The 25,668-nt window shown below is 60.7% G+C and carries 27 protein-coding genes and 1 tRNA gene; 1 reads left to right on the top strand and 27 read right to left on the bottom strand.

Annotated elements, in window-relative coordinates; genetic code table 11:
* Nucleotides 1-15: 15 nt before the first annotated feature.
* From nuoF to rpsO, 18 genes are all read right to left on the bottom strand, one after another.
* A complete protein-coding gene (nuoF, locus tag JAB1_RS24875) occupies nt 16-1,311 on the bottom strand; it encodes an NADH-quinone oxidoreductase subunit NuoF (RefSeq protein ID WP_010399729.1) in 1,296 nt (431 codons plus the stop codon).
* On the bottom strand, nt 1,308-1,787 hold the full coding sequence (nuoE, locus tag JAB1_RS24870) for an NADH-quinone oxidoreductase subunit NuoE (protein WP_034779513.1): 480 nt from the start codon (nt 1,785-1,787) through the stop codon (nt 1,308-1,310). The genes nuoF and nuoE overlap by 4 nt, the downstream gene beginning before the upstream one ends.
* Before the next feature lie 12 nt (nt 1,788-1,799).
* Nucleotides 1,800-3,053 (bottom strand): NADH-quinone oxidoreductase subunit D, encoded by a 1,254-nt coding sequence (locus JAB1_RS24865; RefSeq protein WP_034749992.1) that lies wholly within the window; start codon nt 3,051-3,053, stop codon nt 1,800-1,802.
* Nucleotides 3,053-3,646 carry an NADH-quinone oxidoreductase subunit C gene (locus JAB1_RS24860; protein ID WP_034779526.1) on the bottom strand — a complete coding sequence of 198 codons (594 nt, stop codon included), beginning with the start codon at nt 3,644-3,646 and terminating at the stop codon, nt 3,053-3,055. The genes JAB1_RS24865 and JAB1_RS24860 overlap by 1 nt, the downstream gene beginning before the upstream one ends.
* A 17-nt stretch (nt 3,647-3,663) precedes the next feature.
* Nucleotides 3,664-4,140 carry an NADH-quinone oxidoreductase subunit B gene (locus JAB1_RS24855; RefSeq protein ID WP_010399733.1) on the bottom strand — a complete coding sequence of 159 codons (477 nt, stop codon included), beginning with the start codon at nt 4,138-4,140 and terminating at the stop codon, nt 3,664-3,666.
* A gap of 3 nt (nt 4,141-4,143) precedes the next feature.
* Nucleotides 4,144-4,503, bottom strand: a complete 360-nt coding sequence (locus tag JAB1_RS24850; RefSeq protein ID WP_010399734.1) for an NADH-quinone oxidoreductase subunit A — start codon at nt 4,501-4,503, stop codon at nt 4,144-4,146.
* Nucleotides 4,504-4,680: 177 nt separating this feature from the next.
* Nucleotides 4,681-4,765: transfer RNA gene (locus tag JAB1_RS24845), tRNA-Leu, on the bottom strand.
* Nucleotides 4,766-4,956: 191 nt separating this feature from the next.
* On the bottom strand, nt 4,957-5,367 hold the full coding sequence (gene secG, locus JAB1_RS24840; protein ID WP_070255615.1) for a preprotein translocase subunit SecG: 411 nt from the start codon (nt 5,365-5,367) through the stop codon (nt 4,957-4,959).
* Between the two features lie 28 nt (nt 5,368-5,395).
* A complete protein-coding gene (gene tpiA / locus JAB1_RS24835; protein WP_071653416.1) occupies nt 5,396-6,145 on the bottom strand; it encodes a triose-phosphate isomerase in 750 nt (249 codons plus the stop codon).
* 72 nt (nt 6,146-6,217) lie between these two features.
* Nucleotides 6,218-7,198 (bottom strand): NAD(P)H-quinone oxidoreductase, encoded by a 981-nt coding sequence (locus JAB1_RS24830; protein ID WP_070282165.1) that lies wholly within the window; start codon nt 7,196-7,198, stop codon nt 6,218-6,220.
* 71 nt (nt 7,199-7,269) lie between these two features.
* Nucleotides 7,270-7,878, bottom strand: coding sequence for a tetratricopeptide repeat protein (locus JAB1_RS24825; RefSeq protein ID WP_070255624.1), 609 nt, complete (start codon nt 7,876-7,878; stop codon nt 7,270-7,272).
* A 55-nt stretch (nt 7,879-7,933) separates the two neighbouring features.
* On the bottom strand, nt 7,934-8,695 hold the full coding sequence (locus JAB1_RS24820) for a DUF2807 domain-containing protein (RefSeq protein ID WP_070282256.1): 762 nt from the start codon (nt 8,693-8,695) through the stop codon (nt 7,934-7,936).
* Nucleotides 8,696-8,804: 109 nt separating this feature from the next.
* The gene (locus JAB1_RS24815) at nt 8,805-9,014 is read right to left on the bottom strand and encodes a hypothetical protein (RefSeq protein WP_034779538.1); all 210 of its coding nucleotides are present in this window, start codon (nt 9,012-9,014) and stop codon (nt 8,805-8,807) included.
* Between the two features lie 151 nt (nt 9,015-9,165).
* Nucleotides 9,166-11,109 (bottom strand): methyl-accepting chemotaxis protein, encoded by a 1,944-nt coding sequence (locus JAB1_RS24810; RefSeq protein WP_070282163.1) that lies wholly within the window; start codon nt 11,107-11,109, stop codon nt 9,166-9,168.
* Between the two features lie 121 nt (nt 11,110-11,230).
* Nucleotides 11,231-11,527, bottom strand: a complete 297-nt coding sequence (locus tag JAB1_RS24805) for a hypothetical protein (RefSeq protein WP_070282162.1) — start codon at nt 11,525-11,527, stop codon at nt 11,231-11,233.
* A 9-nt stretch (nt 11,528-11,536) separates the two neighbouring features.
* The gene (locus JAB1_RS24800) at nt 11,537-12,232 is read right to left on the bottom strand and encodes a hypothetical protein (RefSeq protein WP_070282161.1); all 696 of its coding nucleotides are present in this window, start codon (nt 12,230-12,232) and stop codon (nt 11,537-11,539) included.
* Between the two features lie 215 nt (nt 12,233-12,447).
* On the bottom strand, nt 12,448-14,565 hold the full coding sequence (pnp, locus tag JAB1_RS24795; RefSeq protein WP_010399742.1) for a polyribonucleotide nucleotidyltransferase: 2,118 nt from the start codon (nt 14,563-14,565) through the stop codon (nt 12,448-12,450).
* A gap of 220 nt (nt 14,566-14,785) precedes the next feature.
* On the bottom strand, nt 14,786-15,055 hold the full coding sequence (rpsO, locus tag JAB1_RS24790; protein ID WP_010399743.1) for a 30S ribosomal protein S15: 270 nt from the start codon (nt 15,053-15,055) through the stop codon (nt 14,786-14,788).
* A 185-nt stretch (nt 15,056-15,240) separates the two neighbouring features.
* Here rpsO and bamE point away from each other — a divergent pair, with 185 nt between their 5' ends.
* Nucleotides 15,241-15,738: an outer membrane protein assembly factor BamE gene (gene bamE, locus JAB1_RS24785; protein WP_070282160.1), complete on the top strand. Its 498-nt coding sequence runs from the start codon at nt 15,241-15,243 to the stop codon at nt 15,736-15,738.
* Between the two features lie 19 nt (nt 15,739-15,757).
* On the opposite strand, the gene JAB1_RS24780 is transcribed toward bamE, so the two are convergent.
* From JAB1_RS24780 to JAB1_RS24740, 9 genes are all read right to left on the bottom strand, one after another.
* A complete protein-coding gene (locus JAB1_RS24780) occupies nt 15,758-17,302 on the bottom strand; it encodes a 2-isopropylmalate synthase (protein ID WP_070282159.1) in 1,545 nt (514 codons plus the stop codon).
* Nucleotides 17,303-17,350: 48 nt separating this feature from the next.
* Nucleotides 17,351-18,202, bottom strand: a complete 852-nt coding sequence (gene pssA / locus JAB1_RS24775; protein ID WP_034779546.1) for a CDP-diacylglycerol--serine O-phosphatidyltransferase — start codon at nt 18,200-18,202, stop codon at nt 17,351-17,353.
* 155 nt (nt 18,203-18,357) lie between these two features.
* Complete coding sequence (locus JAB1_RS24770; RefSeq protein ID WP_070282158.1) at nt 18,358-19,116, bottom strand: SIMPL domain-containing protein; 759 nt, start codon at nt 19,114-19,116, stop codon at nt 18,358-18,360.
* A gap of 111 nt (nt 19,117-19,227) precedes the next feature.
* A complete protein-coding gene (locus JAB1_RS24765; RefSeq protein WP_034779548.1) occupies nt 19,228-19,983 on the bottom strand; it encodes an SIMPL domain-containing protein in 756 nt (251 codons plus the stop codon).
* A 206-nt stretch (nt 19,984-20,189) separates the two neighbouring features.
* Complete coding sequence (locus JAB1_RS24760) at nt 20,190-21,428, bottom strand: MFS transporter (RefSeq protein ID WP_083299956.1); 1,239 nt, start codon at nt 21,426-21,428, stop codon at nt 20,190-20,192.
* A 192-nt stretch (nt 21,429-21,620) separates the two neighbouring features.
* Nucleotides 21,621-22,031, bottom strand: a complete 411-nt coding sequence (locus JAB1_RS24755; RefSeq protein WP_070282156.1) for a hypothetical protein — start codon at nt 22,029-22,031, stop codon at nt 21,621-21,623.
* A 150-nt stretch (nt 22,032-22,181) separates the two neighbouring features.
* Nucleotides 22,182-23,198, bottom strand: coding sequence for a ketol-acid reductoisomerase (gene ilvC, locus JAB1_RS24750; protein WP_034750044.1), 1,017 nt, complete (start codon nt 23,196-23,198; stop codon nt 22,182-22,184).
* A 74-nt stretch (nt 23,199-23,272) separates the two neighbouring features.
* Nucleotides 23,273-23,764 carry an acetolactate synthase small subunit gene (gene ilvN, locus JAB1_RS24745; protein ID WP_010399754.1) on the bottom strand — a complete coding sequence of 164 codons (492 nt, stop codon included), beginning with the start codon at nt 23,762-23,764 and terminating at the stop codon, nt 23,273-23,275.
* Between the two features lie 2 nt (nt 23,765-23,766).
* Entirely contained in the window at nt 23,767-25,497 is a 1,731-nt protein-coding gene (locus tag JAB1_RS24740) for an acetolactate synthase 3 catalytic subunit (RefSeq protein ID WP_052139969.1), read from the bottom strand.
* Between the last annotated feature and the right edge of the window lie 171 nt (nt 25,498-25,668).

The following is a 25,668-nucleotide window of genomic DNA, read 5'->3' as shown; positions in this document are numbered from 1 at the left end:
GTTACCTGACGCAGCTTAGATATATGCGGGCACTAAGCAATGCTTGTGCTCGATATGATATTCAAATTCTTCACGGAAATTCTTAATGAAGGCCCGTACCGGCATGGCAGCCGCATCGCCCAGCGCGCAAATGGTGCGGCCCTGGATGTTGTCGGCGATCGAGTTGAGCATGTCCAGGTCGTCTGGACGACCCTGCCCCTGCTCGATGCGGTGCACCATGCGGTACATCCAGCCTGTGCCTTCACGGCAAGGCGTACACTGGCCGCACGATTCTTCAAAGTAGAAGTAGGACAGGCGTTCCAGCGCCTTTACCATGCAGCGTGTTTCGTCCATCACGATGACGGCGCCCGAACCCAACATCGAACCGGCTTTCGCGATCGAGTCGTAGTCCAGGTCGGTCTGCATCATGATGTCGCCGCGGATCACCGGAGCGGACGAACCGCCAGGGATCACGGCCTTGATCTTTTTGCCACCGCGCATGCCGCCTGCCAGTTCCAGCAGGGTCGCAAACGGGGTGCCGAGCGGCACTTCGTAGTTGCCCGGTTTTTCCACGTCGCCCGAGATCGAGAAGATCTTCGAACCGCCATTGTTCGGCTTGCCCATCGCCAGGTATTTCTCTGGGCCGATGTTCAGCACGAATGGCACGGCCGCAAAGGTTTCCGTGTTGTTGATCGTCGTCGGCTTGCCGTACAGGCCAAACGAGGCAGGGAAAGGCGGCTTGAAGCGCGGCTGGCCTTTCTTGCCTTCCAGCGATTCCAGCAGGGCCGTTTCTTCGCCGCAGATGTAGGCGCCATAACCATGGTGCGCATGCAACTGGAACGAGAACTCGCTGCCCATGATCTTGTCGCCCAGGAAACCGGCGGCGCGCGCCTCTTCCAGCGCTTCTTCGAAACGCAGGTATTCCTGGAAGATCTCGCCGTGGATATAGTTGTAACCCACGGTGATGCCCATCGCGTAAGCGCCAATGGCCATGCCTTCGATCAGGGCATGGGGATTGTAACGAATGATGTCGCGGTCCTTGAAAGTGCCCGGTTCGCCTTCATCTGTATTGCAGACGAGGTATTTTTGACCCGGGAACTGGCGCGGCATGAAGCTCCACTTCAAGCCGGTAGGGAAACCCGCGCCGCCACGGCCGCGCAAGGACGAAGCCTTGAGGTCGGCGATGATCTGTTCCGGCGTGATTTTCTCTTCCAGGATACGCCGCAGGGCACTGTAGCCGCCGCGGTTCACATAATCTTGCAAATGCCAGTTCTTGCCATCCAGATCCTTCAGGATCAATGGATCGATATGGCGGTTGTGGAGTGACGTCATTTCTTGAGTTCCTCCAGCATGGCGTCGATTTTCTCGTTCGACATCCAGCTGCACATGGTTTTATTGCTGACCAGCAAGACAGGCGCATCGCCGCACGCACCCATGCACTCGCCTTCAACCAGGGTGAACTGGCCGTCAGGGGTGGTTTCGCGGAAATCGATACCCAGCTTCTGCTTCAGGTAGTCTGCAGCGCGCACGCCGCCCGACAGGGCGCATGGCAGGTTGGTGCACACGGTGATCTTGTGCTTGCCCACGGGTTTCACGTTGTACATATTGTAGAACGTGGCCACTTCCTGCACGGCAATCGCCGGCATGCCGATGTAATCGGCCAGTTCCTTCATGGTTTCCGGTGCCAGCCAGCCCAGTTCATCCTGGGCATGGGCCAGCGCGGCCATGACGGCGGATTGACGCTGGTCGGCCGGGTACTTGGCCAACTCACGGTCAATTTTCTTATAGCATTGCTCTGATAACAACATACTTTTTGCCTCTTAGCGGTCAATACTGCCGAACACGATATCTTGCGTCCCGATGATGGTCACGGCGTCGGCAAGCATGTGCCCACGCGCCATCTCGTCGAGCGACTGCAAGTGGGCGTAGTCTGGCGCGCGCAGTTTCATGCGGTACGGCTTGTTGGCGCCATCGGACACCAGGTACACGCCGAACTCGCCCTTCGGATGCTCCACGGCACTGTAGGCCTCGCCTGGCGGCACGTGGAAACCTTCCGTAAACAGCTTGAAGTGGTGAATCAGCGATTCCATGTTGGTCTTCATGTCGACGCGGCCCGGAGGCGCCACCTTGCGGTTGCTGGTCATGACAGGACCTTCATTGTTGCGCAGCCACTCCACGCATTGCTTGATGATGCGGTTCGACTGGCGCAGCTCTTCCACGCGGACCAGATAGCGGTCGTAGCAATCGCCGTTGGTGCCGATAGGAATGTCGAAGTCCATCAGGTCGTACACTTCGTACGGCTGTTTCTTGCGCAAATCCCACTGCACGCCCGAGCCGCGCAGCATGGCGCCCGTAAAGCCCATGGCCAGCGCATCTTCCGGCGAGACCACGCCGATGCCGACGGTACGCTGTTTCCAGATACGGTTGTCGGTCAGCAGGGTTTCGTACTCGTCCACGGAGTTCGGGAAACGGCGCGCGAAGTCTTCGATGAAGTCCAGCAGGGAACCCTGGCGGTTTTCATTCAGCTTGCCGATGGCCTTGGCGTTGCGGATGATCGACGCCTTGTGCTGCGGCATCGCGTCCGGCAGGTCGCGGTACACGCCGCCCGGACGGTAGTAGGCTGCGTGCATGCGCGCGCCCGACACTGCCTCGTAGGCGTCGAACAAGTCTTCGCGGTCGCGGAAGCAATACAGGAACGGGCCCATGGCGCCAACGTCCAGCGCGTGGGTGCCGAGCCACATCAGGTGATTCAGGATGCGCGTCATCTCGTCGAACATGACGCGGATGTATTGCGCGCGCAGCGGTACTTCCAGGCCCAGCATCTTTTCGATGGCCATCACGTACGCATGTTCATTGCACATCATTGACACATAGTCGAGACGGTCCATGTACGGCACGGATTGCAGGTAGGTCTTCTGTTCGGCCAGCTTTTCGGTGGCGCGGTGCAGCAGGCCGATATGCGGGTCGGCACGCTGGATGACTTCGCCGTCCATCTCCAGCACCAGGCGCAGCACACCGTGCGCGGCCGGATGCTGCGGTCCAAAGTTCAGGGTGTAGTTCTTAATCTCAGCCATTATTTCATCCCGTAATGTTCTTCGCGGATCACGCGCGGCACGTTTTCCCGCGGCTCGATCGTCACGGGCTGGTAAATCACGCGCTTTTGTTCCGGATCGTAGCGCATCTCGACATAGCCGGAGACGGGGAAATCCTTGCGGAACGGATGGCCGATGAAACCGTAGTCGGTCAGCAGGCGGCGCAAGTCGTTGTGGCCTTCGAAGAGGATGCCCAGCAGGTCGAATGCTTCGCGCTCGTACCAGTTGACGGCGCGCCAGATGCCCACCACGGAAGGCAGCAGCGGCATGTCGTCGTCCGGCGCGAACACGCGCACGCGCACGCGCCAGTTGTGCTTGACCGACAGCAAGTGCGACACGGCCGCGAAACGCAGACCATCCCAGCTACCGTCGCCATAGGTCGAATAGTCGACGCCGCACAGGTCGAGCAGCTGCTCGAAATGCAGGGTCGGATCGTCGCGCAAGGTCTGCATCACGGCCAGGTAGTCCTCGGCCTTGACGACCAGGGTGACTTCGCCCAGCGCAACCGTCGTGCTAACGCGATCGCCCAGGGCAGTGCCGAGGGCGTTTTGCAATACTTCTAAATGTGTTGTCATAATCTGAAGCGGCCCCGTTAGCGTGCGATCGTGCTGGTACGCTTGATCTTGTTCTGCAACTGCATGATGCCGTACAGCAAGGCTTCAGCGGTCGGAGGACAGCCAGGCACATACACGTCGACGGGCACGATGCGGTCGCAACCGCGCACCACGGAATAGGAGTAATGGTAGTACCCGCCGCCATTGGCGCAGGAACCCATCGAGATGACCCAGCGTGGCTCTGCCATCTGGTCGTAGACCTTGCGCAGGGCCGGCGCCATCTTGTTGCACAGGGTGCCGGCAACGATCATGACATCGGACTGACGCGGCGACGGACGAAACACGACGCCGAAACGGTCCATATCGTAGCGGGCTGCGCCCACATGCATCATTTCGACCGCACAGCAGGCCAGACCGAACGTCATCGGGAACATAGACCCGGTGCGCGCCCAGTTGATCAGCTTGTCGGCCGAGGTGGTGATGAAACCTTCGCTTAATACGCCTTCAATAGCCATGGCTTATTCCCAGTCAAGGGCACCTTTCTTCCAAATGTACCAAAATCCGACCACGAATTCAGCGATGAACACCATCATCGTGACGAAACCGGCCCAGCCCAGGTCGCGCATTGCAACGCCCCATGGGAAAAAGAATGCCGTTTCCAGATCGAACAAAATAAACAGGATTGCGACCAGATAGTAGCGCACATCAAATTTCATGCGCGCGTCTTCGAATGCTTCAAAGCCACATTCGTACGGGGAGAGTTTTGCTGCGTCAGGCTTGTTAGGACCTAACAGGCGCCCCAGGAGCTGGGGAGCGATACCGACACCAAGGCCGATAATAATGAACAGCAGGACGGGGAAGTAATTTTCGAGGTTCACGATTGATGAGCTTATATTGAACGATCGGTTAAATGAGGACGCTGCGATCATTTGCAGCGTATCTAACGCACGACCCCAATCAAAGCTAAGACCAGGATCGAACGACACATCCTCGTAAAAAAAGCCAGCAACTTTGTACGAGCCATGGCTCGTGCGCCGTTGCTGGCTTCTGATTTCTGGTGCCGACGACGAGACTCGAACTCGTACAGCTTTCGCCACTACCCCCTCAAGATAGCGTGTCTACCAATTTCACCACGTCGGCGGTAAGGCCCGTATTCTACTCTGCTTTGCCGCTAAAGTTAATGCACAAATGCATCAAAACACAGATAAAAACGATAAATTTTTACATCTTCCAGCACGTCACGATTTTTTCCTGCCGCACTGCTAAAACATTGAGCAATAATCTGCCCGTAATGAGAATTACTCTCGATGAGGTATCGAGTTAATACAGAATTACTTCGGAATCGCGCCGGCCGGGGTGCTGGCAACCGGTGCCGCCGCCGCTGGAGCGCTGGCCGCTGGTGCCGCAGGGGCTGCTGGCACCGTCGTCGGGATCGCGCCCGCGCCGGTGACCGGCACTGGCTTGACGACTTTATCCATCACGCCGCCGCCCACCGTGGTGGCGCGCTGATTGGCCATCAGCGACAGAGCCAGGGTGGCGCCGAAGAAGATCGCGGCGGCAACGCCCGTCGATTTCGACATGAAGTTCGACGAACCCGTCGCACCGAACAGGCTGCCCGAGGCGCCCGAACCGAAGGCGGCGCCCATGTCGGCGCCCTTGCCGTGCTGCAGCAACACCAGCGCGATAATCGACAATGCCGAAATAACCTGTACTACCACTACCAGATTGAACATCATGTTCATTGCAATTCCATTCTTAGTTTAAATTAATTCAATCAGCGGCGTGAATAATTGCCAGGAAATCCGCCGCCTTCAATGCTGCCCCACCGATCAGACCGCCATCGATATCCGGCATCGCCATCAATTCTTTTGCGTTCTCCGGCTTCATGCTGCCGCCGTACAGGATTTGCACGCCGGCGGCCGCTACCGCATTCTTTGCCACCAGTTGGGCGCGCAATACCTGATGCACGTCCTGCGCCATTTGCGGCGTGGCGGTCTTGCCCGTGCCGATGGCCCAGACTGGCTCATAGGCCAGCACCAGTTTCGCCACGTCGTCGGCGGAAATCGCCGCCAGCACGGCGCCCAGCTGCTGCGCCACGACGGCATTGGTCTGGCCCGCTTCGCGCTGCGCCAGGGTTTCGCCGATGCAGACGATAGGCGTGATGCCTGCCGCCAGCGCGGCAACCGTCTTGGCCGCCACTTGCGCATCGCTCTCGCCATGGTAGGCGCGGCGCTCGGAATGCCCGATCACCACGTAGCCGCAGCCAAAATCCTGCAGCATGGCGGTCGAGATTTCTCCCGTGTAGGCGCCGCCGGCATGCGCGGACACATCCTGCGCGCCCCAGCCAAGAGCCGTGCCTGCCAATTGCGCCTGGCACTGCGCCAGATACGGCGCAGGCACACAGACGGCGCTGGCGGCGCCAGAGGCAGCCAGGCCAGCAACTATTTCAGACAATAACACCGCGTTCGAGGTGCGACTGCCGTTCATTTTCCAATTTCCGACGACGAGTTTGCGACGCATAGTAGCCTAAATTCTAATAACCCGTCATTCTAACTCCGGCACCGATGCCGGTCAAACAGGCAGTGCCCCGTTTCAGGCAACTTGCAACATGATCTTGCCCACGTGCGTGCTCGCTTCCATCAAGGCATGCGCCTCGTTGGCTTTTTCCAACGGGAAAGTTTGATAGATCACGGGCTTGATCTTGCCCGCTTCGATCAGCGGCCAGACGGTCGCGCGCAGATGGTTGGCGATGGCCGCCTTGAAGGCGACCGAACGGGGGCGCAGGGTGGAACCCGTCACCGTCAGGCGACGGCGCAGCAAGCTACCCAGGTCCAGTTCCGCCCTGGTGCCGCCCTGCACGGCGATCAGGCCGATGCGGCCATCGTCGGCCAGGCAATCGATTTCGCGCGGCAGGTAGTCGCCGCCCACCATGTCGAGGATGACGTCGACGCCCTTGCCCTCAGTCAATTCCTTGACGACGGCGACGAAATCTTCCGTGCGGTAATTGATGCCCCGCTCGGCGCCCAGGGCCTCGCAGGCGCGCGCCTTCTCGTCGCTACCCGCCGTGGCAAACACGCGGTGACCGAGCGCGGACGCCAACTGGATGGCCGTCACGCCAATGCCGGACGTGCCGCCCTGCACCAATAACGTTTCGCCATCGGCCAGCGCGCAGCGGTCGAAGACATTGCTCCAGACGGTAAAGAAATTCTCGGGCAGGGACGCGCCTTCCAGCGCCGTCAAGCCTTTCGGCAAAGGCAGGCACTGGCCGGCGGGCGCGGCGCAGTATTCGGCATAGCCGCCGCCCTGCACCAGTGCGCAGACCAGGTCGCCTTTCTTGAATGCGGTGCTGGTGAAATCGCCATCGACAACTTCACCCGCCACTTCCAGGCCCGGCAAGTCCGACGCGCCGGCTGGCGGCGCGTATTTGCCCAGGCGCTGCAGCACGTCGGGACGGTTGATGCCGGCCGCGTGCACCTTGATCAGCAGTTCGCCCGCCTTATATTGCGGCATGGGACGTTCGGCGATCTGCAAAACGTCGGCGGGACCTGGCTGGCTGATGGCAACTGCACGCATGGCGGGACTCTTTCAAGGGAAAACGGCGATTGTACGCCAAGCCGCCAGCCCTTGCAGAGCACCGCTTCCCCTTAGGCGCCGCCCGTCTTCGACTGCCGCGGCAATGGCGTACCCGGCTTCCATTTTGCCGACAGGGCTTGCCCTTCCTCGACTTGCTCATGCGTCATCTTGCGCACCACGGCGGCGCGCTGGTCGGCCGCATTCGCGTTGCCATTCGCGGCCGCCAGGTTCCACAGCATGTAGGCGATGACATTATCCTGCTGCACGCCGCCCATGTGGTAGCGGTACATCAGGCCCAGCACCTGCTGTGCCTCGGCATGGTTCTGCTCGGCCGCCTTGCGGAACCAGCCGACGGCCTGCTTGTGGTCTTGCAGCACGGCATTGCCCGTGTAATACATGGCGCCCACCACATACTGGGCGTCGGCCTTGCCCTGCTCGGCCGCCTTGCGGTGCCAGAACATGGCTTGCTTGTAATCCTGCGGCAAGCCCCGTCCCATGTAATACATCAAGCCCAGCAAGTGCTGGGCATCGGCACTGCCGGTCTTAGCCAGTGGCAATATTTCCTTGTAGGCGAGCGCGTAATTCTTGTTGTTGTAGGCGCTGGCGCCTTCGGCGAAGCCAGCCCGTGCGGGTAGCTGTATCGTCAACAGCATGAGTAATGTAATGATCAGTTTTTTCATCGGAATGGGATGTGGTCTGACTGCTTTTTCTTATCCTGCCTTGGGCAGGATCCCCTTACTTCCAGCTAACTTTGCCCAGGCCCTCGACGCTGACATCGCGGTTGACCGGCTTGCCGTACACCACCACCGAACCGAGCCCGCTCAAATTCAGCTTGGCATTCGTATGGGCATTCACCGTGGCATTACCGAGGCCGCTCAATTCCAGGTTGACGGCGTCCGCTTCGAACTGCTGTGCATTCAGGCTGCCCAGGCCACCCAGGCTGGCTTTCAGGAGCCGCCCGCGTCCGCCCAGCATCACCGAACCGGCGCCCTGCAAGTCCAGCTCGGCCCGCTCATTGTTACCTATCCATATCTGCATGCTGCCCACGCCGCCCAGGCTGGCATTGAGCTTGCGGTAATCGCCCACCAGCTTGATGCTGCCCGCCCCTTCCAGCGACAGGGTCAGTTCCTCGCCCTTGAACCCCGTGATGTCCGTGCTGCCAAAACCTTCCGAGCTCAGTTCGCGCAAATTCGGCAAGACCAGGTCGGCGCGGATCGACGAAGGGCCGATCTTGAAGCCGCGCACTTCCGTTTCGATGTGCAGGGTGTCGCCGCTTTGCGCCGTGCTGACATCGGCGATATAGCGCTTGTCGGCCGTGATGCTCAGCGAAGGCACGTTGCCCTGGCGAATGCGCACTTCCATCACGCCATCGAGCTTGACGCGCACCACGCGGGCGTCGACGTTGCGCATTTCCAGCAAGCGGGTCTCGGCGGCCGCGCCGCGCACCAGGCCCAAAGTCGCCAGGAACAGCAGCGCCAGTTGCAGTGTCTTTTTCATGTAATGCATCCTCGGTATCTTGTTTTTATGTGCCGCGGCGCTCTCGTGGAGCTCCCGCGCATTGCCACTGTCTGCCACTGTAGCAGCAGCAAAAATTGCTGACAATCAATTATGCGAAACGGGCTTTTTCGGCGGCGTTCAGGCGCTTGGCCTTGACGACCACCACGTGCATGGCAGCCTTGCCCGCTGGCGCGGCCAGGGTGGCGGTGGAGCTGGCCACTTGCAGGGCCGGGGCGGCCGGGGCGATGGCGTAGCAGCTGGCGCTGACCAGGATGGCGGCGGCAACGGCAATGACTTCCATGTTTTTAGCGACGTTCATGTTGTTCTCCTCGGGTGTCTGGCAGTGGGCTTGCGGTATGTGATCACTATAGCCATACCGCCCCCGGCAGACACGCCGATTGCGACGAACTGCGCTTTTGGCAGGCTGGCCTGACAAAAACGCGGATGAACGTCGATTTACTGCTGCGCGCTTAAAACTCCTCCCACTCGTCAGCGCCGGACTTGGCCGCCTTGACGGGCCTGGCCGGCGACAGCGCGCGGGCCGGCGCGCGCGGCGCGGGAGCAACAGGCTTGGCCTTGAGGCGCGTCACGGACGCCGGTGCCGCAGCTGGCGCATCGCCCAGGCGGAACATGCCGACGGCTTGCGCCAGGTCCACGGCCTGCTCCTGCAGGCTTTCCGCGGCGGCGGCGGCCTGCTCGACAAGGGCCGCGTTTTGCTGCGTCATGGTATCCATGTGCGTGACGGCCGTATTGATCTCGCCGATGCCGGCGCTCTGTTCGCGGCTGGCCACCGTGATCTCGCTCATGATGGTGGTCAATTGCTGCACCGACGCCACCACCTGGTCCATGGTCTGGCCTGCTTCATCGACGAGGCGCCCGCCGGCATCCACTTTTTCCACCGAGTCGCCGATCAATTCCTTGATTTCCTTGGCCGCGCCAGCGGAGCGTTGCGCCAGGTTGCGCACTTCGGACGCCACCACGGCAAAGCCCCTGCCCTGCTCGCCCGCGCGCGCCGCCTCGACGGCCGCGTTCAGGGCCAGGATATTCGTCTGGAAGGCGATGCCGTCGATGACGCCGATGATGTCGACAATCTTGCGCGAACTTTCCTGGATGCCGGCCATGGTGCCGACCACTTGCTGCACCACGCGGCCACCCTTGGCCGCCACTTCCGAGGCGGATACGGCCAGCTCATTGGCCGCATGCGCGTTTTCCGCATTCTGCTTGACGGTCGACGTCAGCTCATCCATCGAACTGGCTGTTTCCTCTAGCGCGCCCGCCTGCGCTTCCGTGCGCGAGGACAGGTCGGCATTGCCGGCGGCAATATCGGCCGATTCGCTGCGCACCAGGGTGCTGATGCTGCGGATCTGCACCAGCACGGTGGCGATTTTTTCGACAAACAAGTTAAACGCCTTGGCGATCTGCGCCAGCTCATCCGAGCCTTCCGCGTCGAGGCGGCTGGTCAGGTCGCCGTCGCCCGTGGCGATCGCTTCCATCGCATCGCGCACCAGGCCCAGACGGCGCAAGGCGCGCGCCACCAGCGCGCTCAATACCGTGGCGGCCAGGGCCAGCACCAGCAAGGCCGTCAAGGCCGAGGCGCGCAGCATGGAAGTCAATGCTTGCGTCGCCTCTGCCCGGTCGAGCACGGTGGCCAGCAACCAGTCGCTGCCCGGCACCTTACTTACATGCAAGATGCCGTCACGCTCGCCCAGGCGAATGGCGGCGCCATCGCCGCTCTTTTCAATATCGGCCAGCGCCTGCGCGCTCAGGCCCGGATCGAGCTCGGCCAGGGGCTTCAAGGTCAGCTTGCCGTCCGGGTGGGCGATGATCTTGCCGCCGCCATCGACGAGGAAGGCATAGCTGGACGCCGTCGGCTTGATCGATGCGACGTTTTGCACCACGGCATCCATCATCACGTCGGCCGCCAGCACGCCCGTCACGCTGCCCTTGCCGCCCAGCGGCTCGGCAAACGTCACCACCAGCTTGCCCGTGCTGGCGCCGATATACGGCGCCGTAATGACGGGGCCGCCCGCTTCGGACGCCAGCTTGTACCAGGGCCGCGCCGTGGGATCATAGTCTGCGGCGCGCTTGCGCTCTTGCGAAAAGACGGCGTGCTTGTCGGCAAAGCCGATATACGCCATGTCAAACGTGCCCGCCTGTTCGGCCGCCTTCAGGGCCGGCAGCGGATCGGCCGCCGTGGCGCCCTGCTTGAGCGAGCCCACGACGGCTTGCTTGGAACGCAGCCATTCGGCGATGGCCGCGGCATGGCTGTGCGACAACTGCAGCATCTGCGTGTCGAGCGCGGCCAGGGTGCTTGAGCGCGTAGTGAAGAAATTGGCGATGGCAACGGCCAGCATGGCCAGCACGACGATGGAAACGGCGATGGCGATCAGCCGCGCCTTAAGGGAGGACAACATGGTGCATCCAATAAAAAAGAGAAAATCGGGAGGGATGCGCCATGGTCGATGAATAAGATTTTGTCGTCAAGCAATACTGACAGTCAATTACCCATAAACAACAATTGATACCATATATTAATTACAGCTCGCCGCGCAGCTTGCGCAGGGCCGGCGATTCACCACCCGTCGCTTCGATGCGGAAACGGGCAAATGCCTGCTCCAGTTCGGGGTACTGGCGCAAGCCGCCTTCCGTAAAGTAGCGCCCGCCGGGAATGTCACCCCACGGCAGCGGCGCGCTCAAGGCCCCGCTGCCCGCCAGGGCCAGCAGCGGCTCCAGCGCGCTGCGCAGGTCGGCCACCTCCCCATCGGCAGGCGCCAGCCGGGCCAGCAATTGCTCCAGTTCGGCGGCATGGGCTTGCAAACGCTGTTGATCCATCATCTCTCCTTAATTCTTGATCGTGCCGATCAGCACGGGGGCCGACCACAGGCTGCGGTTGGGCAATAGATACTGCTGCGCCCCACCCTTGCGCCGTACCAGCCCACCCAGCTCTTGCGTCGGCGCCACCTGGCTGACGAACACGTTGACAGTGCCCTTGGGCATGATCTGATACACATCATACAGCGGCGCCTCGCTCTTCAAGGGCAAGCCGAAACAGTCTGCCAGGCTGGCGCACTGGCCCGACGCCAGCTGCAATTGCGCGCTGGTGGTGAAATATGGCGAGTACGGCGACACATTCTGGCCATGCGGCACGATTTTTACCAGCGCGGCCGACATGGCTTGCAAATCGGGCAAGGTGCTGCCGGAAGCAAGCTGCTCGACGGCGCGCGCGTAAATCGTTTCGGCCGGGGCGGCGGGATCGGCGGCGCGCAGTTCGCGCAGGAATTGCCGGCCCGGTGCGCTGTCCAGGTAGGGATCGATCGCTTCACGCCGCAATCCCGCCGTCTTGAAGGTGCTGAGGTCATCGATTTCGCGCGCATGCACGGCGCGCAAGGCGTCGAGGTCTTGCGCCGGCATGGCCGCGGACGCGGCGGCGATGGGAATCGGCAGCGGCACCGGCGTGGGTGCATTGTCAAGCTGTGCCCGGACACCGGGCGCGACGGCAAGCAGAAAGGCGGCGGCCAGCCCGCAGAATGTGCGCATGCTGCATCTCCTTGGAAGACTCGTTCAGGGGAAGGTCCCACCCCGAATCTACAGAGAGCAGCAACGGCCGATACGCGCTGGATCAAGGCAGATGCACAAATCGGCAAACACCTTCGATACAGCGCAAACGCGTCATAAAAAAAACCGCCAGGGCTTGCGCGCCAGCGGTTTTTAAGCATGCGGCCGAAGCCGCACTCAGGCGTACCTGAAGGACATCAAGCGGCTGGCGCTTCGTTGCCTTCGGCAGCTTTCATCGACAGTTTCAGGCGGCCGCGGTCGTCTGTTTCCAGAACTTTTACACGCACCAGCTGGCCTTCTTTCAGGTAGTCGGCCACGGCGTTGACGCGCTCGTTGGCAATCTGCGAAATGTGCAGCAAGCCGTCCTTGCCTGGCATGACTTGCACGATGGCGCCGAAGTCCAGCAGTTTCAGCACGGTGCCTTCGTAGGTCTTGCCCACTTCGACGGAAGCGGTCAGTTCTTCGATGCGGCGCTTGGCTTCCTGGCCAGCAGCAGCGTCGACGGAAGCGATGGTGACCACGCCTTCGTCGCTGATGTCGATCTGGGTGCCCGTCTCTTCGGTCAGCGCGCGGATCACGGCGCCGCCCTTGCCGATCACGTCACGGATTTTTTCCGGGTTGATCTTGATGGTGATCAGACGCGGTGCGAAATCGGACAGTTCGGTTTTGACGTGCGGCATGGCTTTTTGCATTTCGCCCAGGATGTGCTCGCGGCCTTCCTTGGCTTGCGCCAGTGCCACTTGCATGATTTCCTTGGTGATGCCCATGATCTTGATGTCCATCTGCAGCGCCGTGATACCGTTGCGGGTACCGGCTACCTTGAAGTCCATGTCGCCCAGGTGATCTTCGTCGCCCAGGATGTCGGACAGCACGGCAAACTTGCCGCCTTCCTTGATCAAGCCCATGGCGATACCGGCCACGTGTTCTTTCATCGGCACGCCGGCGTCCATCAGTGCCAGGCAGCCGCCGCACACGGAAGCCATCGACGAGGAACCGTTCGATTCCGTGATTTCCGATACCAGGCGCACCGAGTAGCTGAACTCTTCAGCTGCTGGCAGGGCGGCGATCAGCGCGCGCTTTGCCAGGCGGCCGTGGCCGATTTCACGGCGTTTTGGCGTACCGACACGGCCCGTTTCGCCGGTGGCGAACGGAGGCATGTTGTAATGCAGCATGAACGAATCGGTGAACTCGCCCATCAGCGCATCGATCTTCTGGCTGTCGCGGGCGGTGCCCAGGGTAGCCACGACCAGCGCTTGCGTTTCGCCGCGCGTGAACAGGGCCGAACCGTGGGTGCGTGGCAGCACGCTGGTGCGGATCGAGATCGGACGCACGGTGCGCGTGTCGCGGCCGTCGATGCGTGGCTCGCCGTCCAGGATTTGCGTACGCACGATTTTCGCTTCGATGTCGAACAGGATGTTGTTGACTTCGGCGCTGTCGATGGACGCGCCGCCGGCGGCAGCCGCTTCGGCCGACAGGTCGGCGATCACTTCCGACGTCGCTGCTTTCAGCTTGGCCGTACGCTCTTGCTTGTCCTTGGTTTGATACGCGTCATTGATCTTGGCGTTGGCGAAATGCGCGACGCGGGCGATCAGTGCTTCGTTTTTCGGCGCAGGCGCCCATTCCACTTCCGGCTTGCCGCCGTCACGCACCAGGTCGTGAATCGCGTCGATGACGACTTTCATCTGGTCGTGGCCGAAGACCACGGCGCCCAGCATGATTTCTTCGGACAGCTGTTTCGCTTCCGATTCGACCATCAGCACGGCCGTTTCGGTACCGGCGACAACCAGGTCCATTTCCGACGTTTTCAACTGCTGGACGGTCGGGTTCAGGATGTACTGGCCATTGGCGTAACCGACGCGCGCTGCGCCGATAGGACCGTTGAAAGGCACGCCCGATACGCACAGGGCGGCCGAGGCGCCGATCATGGCGGCGATGTCCGGATCGATTTCAGGGTTGACCGACAACACGTGAATGATGACTTGCACTTCATTCAGGTAGCCTTCCGGGAACAGAGGACGGATAGGACGGTCGATCAAACGGGATGTCAGTGTTTCTTTTTCGGAAGGACGGCCTTCGCGCTTGAAAAAACCGCCCGGGATTTTACCGGCAGCATAGGTTTTCTCGACATAATCAACCGTCAAAGGGAAGAAATCCTGGCCTGGCTTGGCATCTTTGCGTGCCACTACCGTTGCCAGAACGACGGTATCTTCGATCGACACCAGCACTGCGCCGGATGCCTGACGTGCGATTTCGCCGGTTTCCAGGGTCACTTGGTGTTGACCGTACTGGAAGGTTTTCGTAACTTTGTTAAACATGGGGTATCCCTTTTCTAATTGCCGACAGATTTTCAGGGGCTGTCGTTCACCTCACCACAGGCGGCAGAAACATCGTTGCCACCTTTACTACTTTACTTTTAAAACATGATATCGGGAGAGAATACTGTACTTCTCGATATAAATCCGGAATTCAAATGACAAAATGCCCGCGTCAGCGAACTGGCGCAGGCATTTCTGTATAAACCTTGTACGGCAAAAATTACTTGCGCAGACCAAGTTTAGCGATCAGGTCGCGATAACGGGTAGCGTCTTTAGCCTTCAGGTAGGACAACAGGCTCTTACGACGGTTGACCATCATGATCAGGCCGCGGCGGGAGTGGTGATCTTTCGAGTGGGCTTTGAAGTGGCCGTTCAGTTCGTTGATGCGAGCTGTCAGCAGTGCAACTTGCACTTCAGGGGAGCCGGTGTCGTTTTGACCACGTGCGTTGTCCGCGATGATAGCGGCTTTGTTGATGTTTTCTACTGTCATGATAAACCTTTCACATGCGGTGCACAGAGTCTGAACCCTATCCACCGTGAACTACGATTATTAAAATACTGGCCTATGCTTCCAACCAGACGCGCAAGTATATCGGAAAAAAGCCCGCCTGTATCCTGCCGTGCGGCCTTTTCTCGGTGCATGATAGGATTTTCCTGCATTTCAGGAGGTCAAACATGAAAAAACTGCTCAAATCAGCAACACCGCTGCTGTTTGCCGCACTGGCCGGCTGCGCCAGCTGGAACGCTCCGCCGCCCCAGCCGGGCGAACCGCGCGCCGCCGTTGAAGCGCGCCTGGGCCGGCCGACGAATATCTATCAATTGCCCACCGGGTCTGAACTGGAATACGCGACGGGACCGTACGGCCAGTACACGTACATGGCCCGCTTCGGCCCCGATGACAAGCTAATTTCCTACGAGCAAGTGCTCGACACGCCGGGCTTTGCCCGCATCAAGGTGGGTGTGTCGACCCAGCAAGACGTGCTGCACACCCTGGGCCGCCCGACGGAAACATCGTACCTGTCGCTGCCGAAACTGCATGTCTGGTCCTACCGCTACAAGGAATCGGGCGTCTGGGATTCCATGATGCACGTGCATTTCGACCACGACGGCATCGTGCGCATGATGATGAACGGGCCCGATCCAGCCAAGGAAGAGCGGCGCTTTTTCTGGTGACAGATTGCCAGCGTCCCTCTTACGGCTGGGGATCGATGCGCTCATCCTTGGCGTGCAGTTTATTTAACGCCGACAGATACGCCTTGGCCGAGGCGACGATGATGTCCGGGTCGGCGCCCACGCCGTTGACGATGCGCCCGTCGCGCGACAGGCGCATGGTGACTTCGCCCTGCGACTGCGTGCCCGTGCTGATGGCATTGACGGAGAACAAGACCAGTTCCGCGCCGCTGGCGGCCGCGCTTTCGATGGCGTTGACCGTGGCGTCGACGGGGCCGTCGCCCCGCCCTTCGCAGCTCAGTTGCTTGCCGCCGACGAGAAATTCCACGCGCGCATGCGGCACGGTGCCCGTCGTCGACTGCTGCGTCAGTGAAATGAAACGGTAGTGCTCACTTTCCTGCGCCTGCTGTTCTTCGCTGACGAGAGCCATGATGTCTTCGTCGAAGATCTCGGATTTCCGGTCCGCCAGTTCCTTGAAGCGGATGAAGGCGGCGTTGACTTCCGCTTCCGATTCCAGCGCGATGCCCAGCTCGTGCAGCCGCTGCTTGAAGGCATTGCGGCCCGACAGCTTGCCGAGGACGATCTTGTTGGCCGTCCAGCCCACGTCTTCGGCGCGCATGATTTCATACGTCTCGCGCGCCTTCAAGATGCCATCCTGGTGGATGCCAGACGCGTGCGCAAAGGCGTTCGCGCCGACGACGGCCTTGTTCGGCTGCACGGCAAAGCCCGTGATTTGCGACACCATCTTGGATGCGGCCACGATTTGCGTCGTATCGATGCCCACCGTCAAGTTGTAATAGGCGGCGCGCGTGCGCAGCGCCATCACCACTTCTTCCAGCGCCGTGTTGCCGGCCCGCTCGCCGAGGCCATTGACGGTACACTCGATCTGCCGCGCGCCGCCGATCATGACGCCGGCCAGCGAATTGGCCACAGCCAGGCCCAAGTCGTTATGGCAATGCACGGACCAGATGGCTTTATCGGAGTTCGGGATGCGTTCGCGCAAGCGCTTGATGGTATTGCCGAAGATCTCCGGCACGGCGTAACCGACCGTGTCAGGGAAATTGATGGTGGTGGCGCCCTCGGCGATCACGCCCTCCAGCACGCGGCAAAGGAAATCCTCGTCGGAGCGGCTGCCGTCTTCGGGGCTGAATTCGATGTCGTCCGTGAACTGGCGGGCAAAGCGCACGGCGTTCTGCGCCTGCAGCAAGACTTCCTCGGGCGTCATGCGCAGCTTCATCTGCATGTGCAGGGGCGAGGTGGCGATAAAAGTGTGGATGCGCTTGCGCTCGGCCGGTTGCAGGGCTTCGGCGGCGCGGGCGATGTCGCGGTCGTTGGCGCGCGACAGCGAACAGATGGTGGACTCGCGCACGGCGCCGGCAATCGCCCGTATCGACTCGAAATCGCCCTGGGAGGCAGCGGCGAAGCCCGCTTCGATCACGTCGACCTTCATGCGTTCGAGCTGCTTGGCGATGCGCAGCTTTTCCTCGCGCGTCATGGAAGCGCCCGGCGATTGCTCGCCGTCGCGCAAGGTGGTGTCAAAAATGATGAGTCGGTTGCTGGTGTTCATGGCTGCTCCTGGCTGGCTGAAGACTGGCGACGCTACCGACTCAGCGCATCAATGCTCGGGGTCGGTCTGGATGATGCTGACGGGCTTGCCCTTCGCCATGCGCCAGAAAAACACGGCGTAGCCGGACAGGCCATAGGCGACGAAGATCGGGAACAGCACTTTCGGCGGATCGATGGAAATGAGCGCAAAGAACAATGCCAGCAGGAATACCACGATAAAGGGCACGGACTTGCGGAAATTCACATCCTTGAAACTGTAGAACGGCACGTTGGTGACCATGGTCAGGCCGGAGAACAGGGCGATCGTCCACGAGACCCAGGCCAGCTGGTTGCCGGCAAATTCCAGGTCGTTCATCAGCAAGATGAAACCGGCCACCATGGCCGCCGCCGCCGGGCTGGGCAAGCCCTGGAAGAAGCGCTTGTCGACCACGGCGATATTCGTGTTGAAGCGTGCCAGGCGCAAGGCGGCGCCGGCGCAATACACGAAGGCTGCCAGCCAGCCCAGCTTGCCCATGCCGCGCAGCGACCATTCATAGATTACCAGCGCCGGCGCGGCGCCGAACGACACCATGTCGGACAGGCTGTCGTACTGGGCGCCGAATTCGCTCTGCGTATTCGTCAGGCGGGCGATGCGGCCGTCGAGGCCGTCGAGGATCATGGCGATGAAGATGGCCCAGGCTGCGTGTTCGAATTTCTGGTTCATGGCCATGACGATGGCGTAGAAGCCGCAAAACAGGGCTGCCGTCGTGAAGGCATTCGGCAACAGATAGATGCCGCGGCGGCGCAAGGTTTTCTTGCCAGTGCCATCGGTCACCGGCTGGCGCACGAATTTGCTGAAGCGGGACGCTTTGGATACTGCGGGGGTGCCGTTCTTGCCTCTACGACGGGGGAAGTTTGCCATGTTGTTCCATATCTTGTGTACTGCGGGGATTCGGTGCCAGATGGCAGGCGCATTCGTCTTGCGGCATGCGCCTGCCGATGTTGCCATTATAGAGGAGCCACCGCCAAAGAAAAGCGCGGCGGCGTCAAGCTGGCAATATTGACGCCGATACTATCCTATTTGAACTTGATCTTCGCCACCAGGCCCATGTTCAGGGTCGTTTCGCCCGCTTCGAAACTCGGTTCGGCCACCTGGTTGCCGCCATAGCCCATGGCATCGGCGCTCATGCTGGCGCGCGCACCGGTAATGTTGACGCGCTGCGCGTAGTTGCCCGAACCTTCGAAATCGATGGTGTCGATCACGGCGTCATTGACATTGCGGCCCATGGCGCCGGCGATGGCGGCCACGCGCTCGTTCAAGTTCTTGTACGCGGCCGCGATGCGCTGGTCGTCGAGCTTGCGGATGGTGGCGGGCGCCAGGCCGAAATTCAGGCGGTTCAGGGTCAGCACGCCTTGCGCCGCGGACACGGTTTTCGGCAAGGCGGCCAGGTTGGTCGTCGTCACCTGCAGATACTGGCCCACTCGCCAGCCGGTCGGCACACGCGGCTTGGCGGCGACGCCTGGCGGCAGGGGCGCCGTTTCCGGATACACGGCATACGTGTAGTAGCCCTGGGTCTTCAGCACGGCTTGCGGATCGGCTTTCTTGACGATGGCCGCGCCCTGGTTCATCTTCTGGTTCACGCGTGAGGCGGCGGCCGCCTTGTCCTTGTCCTGCTCTTCGATGGCCAGGGTGACGGTCACCTGGTCGTTCGCATGCACCACTTCGCCGTTGGCGGGCACCACCACGAGGGTGCCGGAGGTGGGCAGGGCCTGGGCTTGTGCGCTCAGGGCAACGGTAGCGGCGACGGTAGCCAGCATAGCTTTCATGACGGTCATAGTGTTCTCCTGGAAAATAGTGGGACAAAAACGACCATGGGGCCAACAGCCCCATGATCTTTACAACATGCTAACGCGGAAGCATTTCCGCGCGACTCAGCTTACTTGAGCTTACTTGAACTTGACCTTGCCGACGACGCGCATGTCGAGCGTCGTTTCGCCCGGCTCGAAGCTTGGTTCGGCAACGGTGCTGTCTTCAGCCATCTTGGCGCTGCGCATCATCATCGGCGCGGCGGCGGCACGGTTTTCAGTGACATAGTTGCCCGAACCTTCGAAGTCCACCGTATCGAGCACGGCGTCGGAAACGTTGCGGCCCATGGCCTTGGCGATGGCGGCCACGCGTTCGTTGAGGTTCTTATACGTGGCGGCGATGCGCTGATCGTCCAGCAGACGGATGGTTTCCGGCTTCAGGCCGAAATTCAAGCCGTTCAAGGTCAGCACGCCTTGCGCCGCCGACACGGTTTTTGGCAGGGACGCCAGGTTGGCCGTCGTCACTTCCAGGTACTGGCCCACGCGCCAGGCCGTTGGCAGGCGCGGCTTGGCAACGGCGCCAGCCGGCAATGGACGCTCTTCAGGATACACGGGATAGGTGTAATAGCCGTACGATTTCAAGGCTGCCGATGGATCGGCCTGCTTGACGATGGCGATACCCTTGTTCATCTTCTGGTTGACTCTCGACGCGGCGGCAGCCTTGTCCTTGTCCTGTTCTTCGACGGCCAGGGTAGCGACCACCTGGTCATTGACATGCTTGACTTCGCCAAACGCGGGTACGACCACCAGGGTGCCGTTGGTCGGCAGGGATTGGGCTTGTGCGCTCAGGGCAACGGTGGCGGCGGCGGCAACAAGGACGGATTTCATCACGGTCATGGGGGTACTCCTAGGTAGTTAATATGGCTGACAGCCAGCGAAGGGGACGCTTTTGCCATCCCTTTCGCCTGAGAAACTTGTCAAACTGTGTAGATTCTAACGCCTCATTCATTCCTGTGGCGCAAATTAACAAATCGTCACAAAATGTGCTTGCCAGTCACATCTGCTCACATTTCAACACACCGACATTCAAAATAACAATGTTATTAGTGACCGTGCACTGCGCCGCCGCTGCGCCGGCCCGGCTTGAAACTGTGCCGGTGCGCGCGCCAGGCGATGGTCAGTGCCACCATCAGCAAGGCCAGCATGGCCCAGGGGAACGACGCCGCGCCATAGCCGTCGAGCAGCATGCCGCCCGCCAGGCCGCCGCCCGCGATGGCCACGTTCCAGATGGTCGCCACCATGGCCTGTGCCACATCCATGCCGTCGCCAGCCGCGTCCGCCGACGCCGTCTGCAGCAAGGTGCCGGCGCCGCCAAAGGTGATGCCCCAGATGGCCATGCTGACATAGATGACGATCGGGGAGTCCATCGCCAGGCCCAGCGCCACCATCACGAGGGCAAACGCGGCGATGCAGCCAAGCACGAGCGGGCGCAGCCAGCGGTCGATCAGCTGGCTGACCAGCCAGATGCCGGCCAGCGAGCCCACGCCATACACGAGCAGCACCAGGTCGACGCGGGGGCGCAAGCCGGACGGCGCCAGGAACGGCGCGATGTAGGTATACAGAATGTTATGCGCCAGCATCCAGGCAACGATGACGGCCAAGATCGGCCGCACGCCCGGCGTCATGAACACCTGACGGATCGACAGGCGTTCGCCATTCTTTTGCCCCGGATAATCGGGCACGGCCAGCAACACCCACGCGACCAGCACCACGGCCATGCCGGACATGATGCCGAAGATGCTGCGCCAGCCCAGCACGCCACCCATCAGGGTGCCTAGCGGCACGCCCAGCGACAGGGCCAGCGGCGTGCCGATCATGGCAATGGCCATCGCCCTGCCCTGCTGTTCGACGCTGACCATGCGGCGCGCGTATCCGGCCATCAAGCCCCAGGCCAGGCCAGCGGCCATGCCGGTGACGAAGCGCGAGGCCAGGGCGACCATATAGTTGGGCGACAGGGCCGTCGCCGTATTGAAGATCAAGAAGCCGATGATGGCCAGCAGCAAGACATTGCGCCGGCGCCAGCCGCTCGTCAGGGCCGTCAGGGGAATCGCCGTCAGGATCGAGCCGATGGCGTAGACGGTCACCAGCTGGCCCGTCATGACTTCGGAAATATGCAGGTCCCGGGCAATCTGCGGCAGCAAGCCGGCCGGCAAGGTTTCCGACAGGAGGGCGAGAAACGCCGTCATGGCCAGGGCCAGCAAGGCCAGGACGGGAAGCCGTTCGGAAACGGAGGATTCAGCAGCGCCCGGCATGGGTACTGTGGCGGTAATGCGGTCAGTCATAGGGGTCCTTCAGGTTGCGCAAGCGGCTGATCAATTAGCGCCTGGCGTGCTACAAAAGCGGTGATGCGCGTTGCGGTCGGCAGATACCGAAACAGATGCAGTCCATAGGAAACTGCAAAGGAAGGGCGGAATTATATAGGAGGCGGGCGAAAAGCGTGCGCGCCAAGACAGCCGTGCTTGAACCGGCAGTGCTCAAGCTGGTGTCATGCAGGCATCATTGGCCGCCTTGCGCGGCGAAAACCAGGCATTCGATTTCGGACTGTACAGGAAGGCGCAGATGACGGCGAACGTCAGCGCGCCAGGCAAGACGTTCATCTTCAGCGGCACGGTCGCCAGGCAGAATGCAGTGTCGATTACGCCCCACACCAGATACACAGTGCGCGCGCCACGCTGCCGTTGCAGCATGGCCAGCGCTGCCACCAGGGTAATGCCCTGGCTGAAGAGCAAAATCGCGTATTGCACCTCGGCGGGAATCACGCCGTCCCCCATTGCGGCCAGCATGGCGGGATCGTGGCGGCCGAGGAAAGCCGACGCCAGCGCTAATAGCGAGCCGATGACCAGAAACCAGCAGCTGATGGCAACCGAGACGGGGCGCTTGACCACATGAAGATTACCGATAAAAACTTTAGAAAAAACAAGCATGGTGCTGACGGTATTATTGAGTGGGCCTGATTGTAACGGATGTTGCCTGCCAGGCGCCTGCGCACAAAAAAAGCCGGCTTGCGCCGGCTTCTTGTGAGGAACTATGACTGCTTAGTTCTTCGACTGGTCAACCATCTTGTTCTTGGCGATCCAAGGCATCATGGCGCGCAGTTTCGCGCCCACTTCTTCGATCTGGTGCTCGGACGTCAGGCGGCGGCGCGAGATCAGGGTCGGTGCGCCTGCCTTGTTTTCCAGGATGAAGCTCTTTGCGTATTCGCCCGTTTGAATGTCTTTCAGGCATTGACGCATCGCATCCTTGGTGGCCGAGGTCACGACCTTGGGACCGGTCACGTATTCACCGTATTCGGCGTTGTTCGAGATCGAGTAGTTCATGTTGGCGATGCCGCCTTCATAGATCAGGTCGACGATCAGTTTCAGTTCGTGCAGGCACTCGAAGTAGGCCATTTCAGGCGCGTAACCGGCTTCCGTCAGGGTTTCGAAGCCGGCCTTGATCAGTTCCACGGCACCGCCGCACAGCACGGCTTGTTCGCCGAACAGATCCGTTTCAGTTTCTTCGCGGAAGTTCGTTTCGATGATGCCGGCACGGCCGCCGCCGTTGGCCGAGGCGTACGACAGGGCGATATCGCGTGCGATGCCCGATTTGTCCTGGTACACGGCGATCAGGTGGGGCACGCCGCCGCCCTGGGTGTAGGTGGCGCGGACGGTGTGGCCCGGGGCTTTCGGCGCGACCATGATCACGTCCAGGTCGGCGCGTGGCACGACTTGGCCGTAATGCACGTTGAAGCCGTGGGCGAAGGCCAGGACGGCGCCTTGCTTGGCGAACGGGGCGATGTTTTCGTTGTAGACCTGGGCGATGTTTTCATCCGGCAACAGAATCATGATGACGTCGGCTGCTTTCACGGCGTCGTTGACTTCCGCTACTTTCAAGCCCGCTTGCTCGACCTTGGTCCACGAAGCGCCGCCCTTGCGCAGGCCGACGGTGACGTTGACGCCCGAATCGTTCAGGTTTTGTGCGTGTGCATGGCCTTGCGAACCGTAGCCGATGATGGCAACGTTTTTGCCTTTGATCAAGGAGAGGTCAGCGTCTTTGTCGTAAAAAACTTTCATGGTATTTCCTATAATTTGATGATGCGTTGTTGTTTTAAATGCGGCGCCAGGGCCGCGTAGAGCTGCTTGTCTTTTTATACTTTGAGGATGCGTTCGCCGCGGCCGATGCCGGAACCACCCGTGCGGACGGTTTCCAGGATGGCGGCGCGGTCGATCGAATCGATGAACGCGTCGAGCTTGACCTTGTTGCCGGTCAGTTCGATCGTGTACGTCTTTTCGGTGACATCGATGATGCGGCCACGGAAGATATCGGCGGTGCGCTTCATTTCCTCACGCTCCTTGCCCACGGCACGAACCTTGATCAGCATCAACTCGCGTTCGATATGCTGGCCTTCGGTCAGGTCCACCACCTTCACCACTTCGATCAGGCGGTTCAGGTGCTTGGTGATCTGCTCGATGATGTCGTCCGAGCCGCTGGTGACGATGGTCATGCGCGACAGGGTCGAGTCTTCCGTCGGCGCCACGGTCAACGTTTCGATGTTGTAGCCGCGTGCCGAGAACAGGCCCACCACGCGCGACAGGGCGCCCGCTTCGTTTTCCAGCAAGACAGAAATAATATGGCGCATGATTAGAGGTCCTCCGAGCCGAGCATCATTTCGGATAGGCCTTTGCCGGCTTTCACCATGGGCCACACGTTTTCGGACTGGTCGGTAATGAAGTTCATGAATACCAGCCTGTCTTTCATGCCAAACGCCTCTTTCAGGGCGCCGTCGACGTCGCCCGGTTTTTCAATTCTCATGCCCACGTGTCCGTAGGCTTCAGCCAGCTTCTCGAAGTCGGGCAGCGAATCCATGTACGACTCGGAATAGCGTGAACCGTAATCGATTTCCTGCCACTGGCGCACCATGCCGAGGAAACGGTTGTTGAGCATGATGATCTTCGGCGTCAAATGATACTGCTTGCACGTCGCCAATTCCTGGATGCACATCTGGATCGAACCTTCGCCCGTGATGCAGGCAACGGTGGCGTCCGGATTGGCCATCTGCACGCCCATGGCATACGGCAAGCCGACACCCATGGTGCCCAGGCCGCCGGAATTGATCCAGCGGCGCGGCTTGTCGAAGCCATAATATTGCGCAGCCCACATCTGGTGCTGGCCCACGTCGGACGTGATGAAGGCGTCGCCCTTGGTGATCTGGAATACCTTTTCCACCACCGCTTGCGGCTTGATGACCAGGTCGGAGGTCGGGTATTTCAGGCATTCGCGGCCACGCCATTCGGCGATCTGCTTCCACCAGTTGCTCAATGCATTGACGTTCGGCTTGGCTTCGGCCGCGTCCAGTTGCGCCAGGAATTCGATCAGCACATCCTTGACGTTGCCGACGATGGGAATATCGACCTTCACGCGCTTGGAAATCGACGATGGATCGATGTCCACGTGGATGATCTTGCGCGGATGCGAAGCGAAATGTTTCGGGTTGCCGATCACGCGGTCATCGAAACGGGCGCCGATGGCGATCAGGACGTCGCAGTTCTGCATCGCCATGTTCGCTTCATAGGTGCCGTGCATGCCGGGCATGCCGACATACTGCTCGCTCGAGGCGCGGTAGCCGCCCAGGCCCATCAAGGTGTTGGTGCATGGGAAACCCAGGCGGTCGACCAGCTTGTTCAGCTCGGCCGAGGCATTTGCCAGGATCACGCCGCCGCCCGTGTAGATCATCGGACGTTCCGCTTGCAGCAGCAATTGGACGGCCTTGCGGATCTGGCCCGAATGGCCCTTGTCGACGGGACGGTAGGAACGCATCTCGACTTCCTTCGGATAGTCGAAATGGCATTTGTGCATGCTGATATCCTTGGGGATATCGACCAGCACGGGTCCCGGACGGCCGGTACGGGCGATGAAGAAAGCCTTCTTGATCGTCGCTGCCAGGTCCTTGACGTCCTTGACGAGGAAGTTGTGCTTGACCACGGGGCGGGTGATGCCGACCGTGTCGCATTCCTGGAACGCATCCTGCCCGATGGCGTGGCTCGGCACCTGGCCGGAGATCACGACCATGGGAATCGAGTCCATGTACGCGGTGGACAGGCCCGTGACGGCATTCGTGACGCCCGGACCGGACGTGACGATGGCGACACCGACCTTGTTCGAGCTGCGCGAATAGGCATCGGCGGCGTGGATCGCGGCCTGCTCGTGGCGTACCAGGATATGCTGGAATTTGTTTTGCTGGAAGATGGCGTCGTAGATGTAGAGTACGGCTCCGCCCGGGTATCCAAAGACGTGCTCGACGCCCTCTTCAGCCAGACAGCGCACGACAATTTCTGCGCCCGTAATTGGTCCTGCTGCTGCTTCGGTATTCATGAAACATTCCTTTCAAGGTCCATTGGAGATTGATCGGATGTTCTTTCCTGACGAAGTTCGCCGTGCGCGACAGTGCTCCTGCTTCCCTTTTCATGCGGTCACGACATTTCTTTGGGCACCCATAGATACCTTACAAAACAACGCTTAACGCAACTCGTTTGGCCGGAGTTT

Source organism: Janthinobacterium sp. MP5059B (genome assembly GCF_001758645.1).
GTDB classification, from domain to species: domain Bacteria; phylum Pseudomonadota; class Gammaproteobacteria; order Burkholderiales; family Burkholderiaceae_D; genus Janthinobacterium; species Janthinobacterium lividum.
The sequence above is the reverse complement of the archived record's forward strand: the minus strand, read 5'-3'. Positions and strand labels throughout refer to the sequence as shown.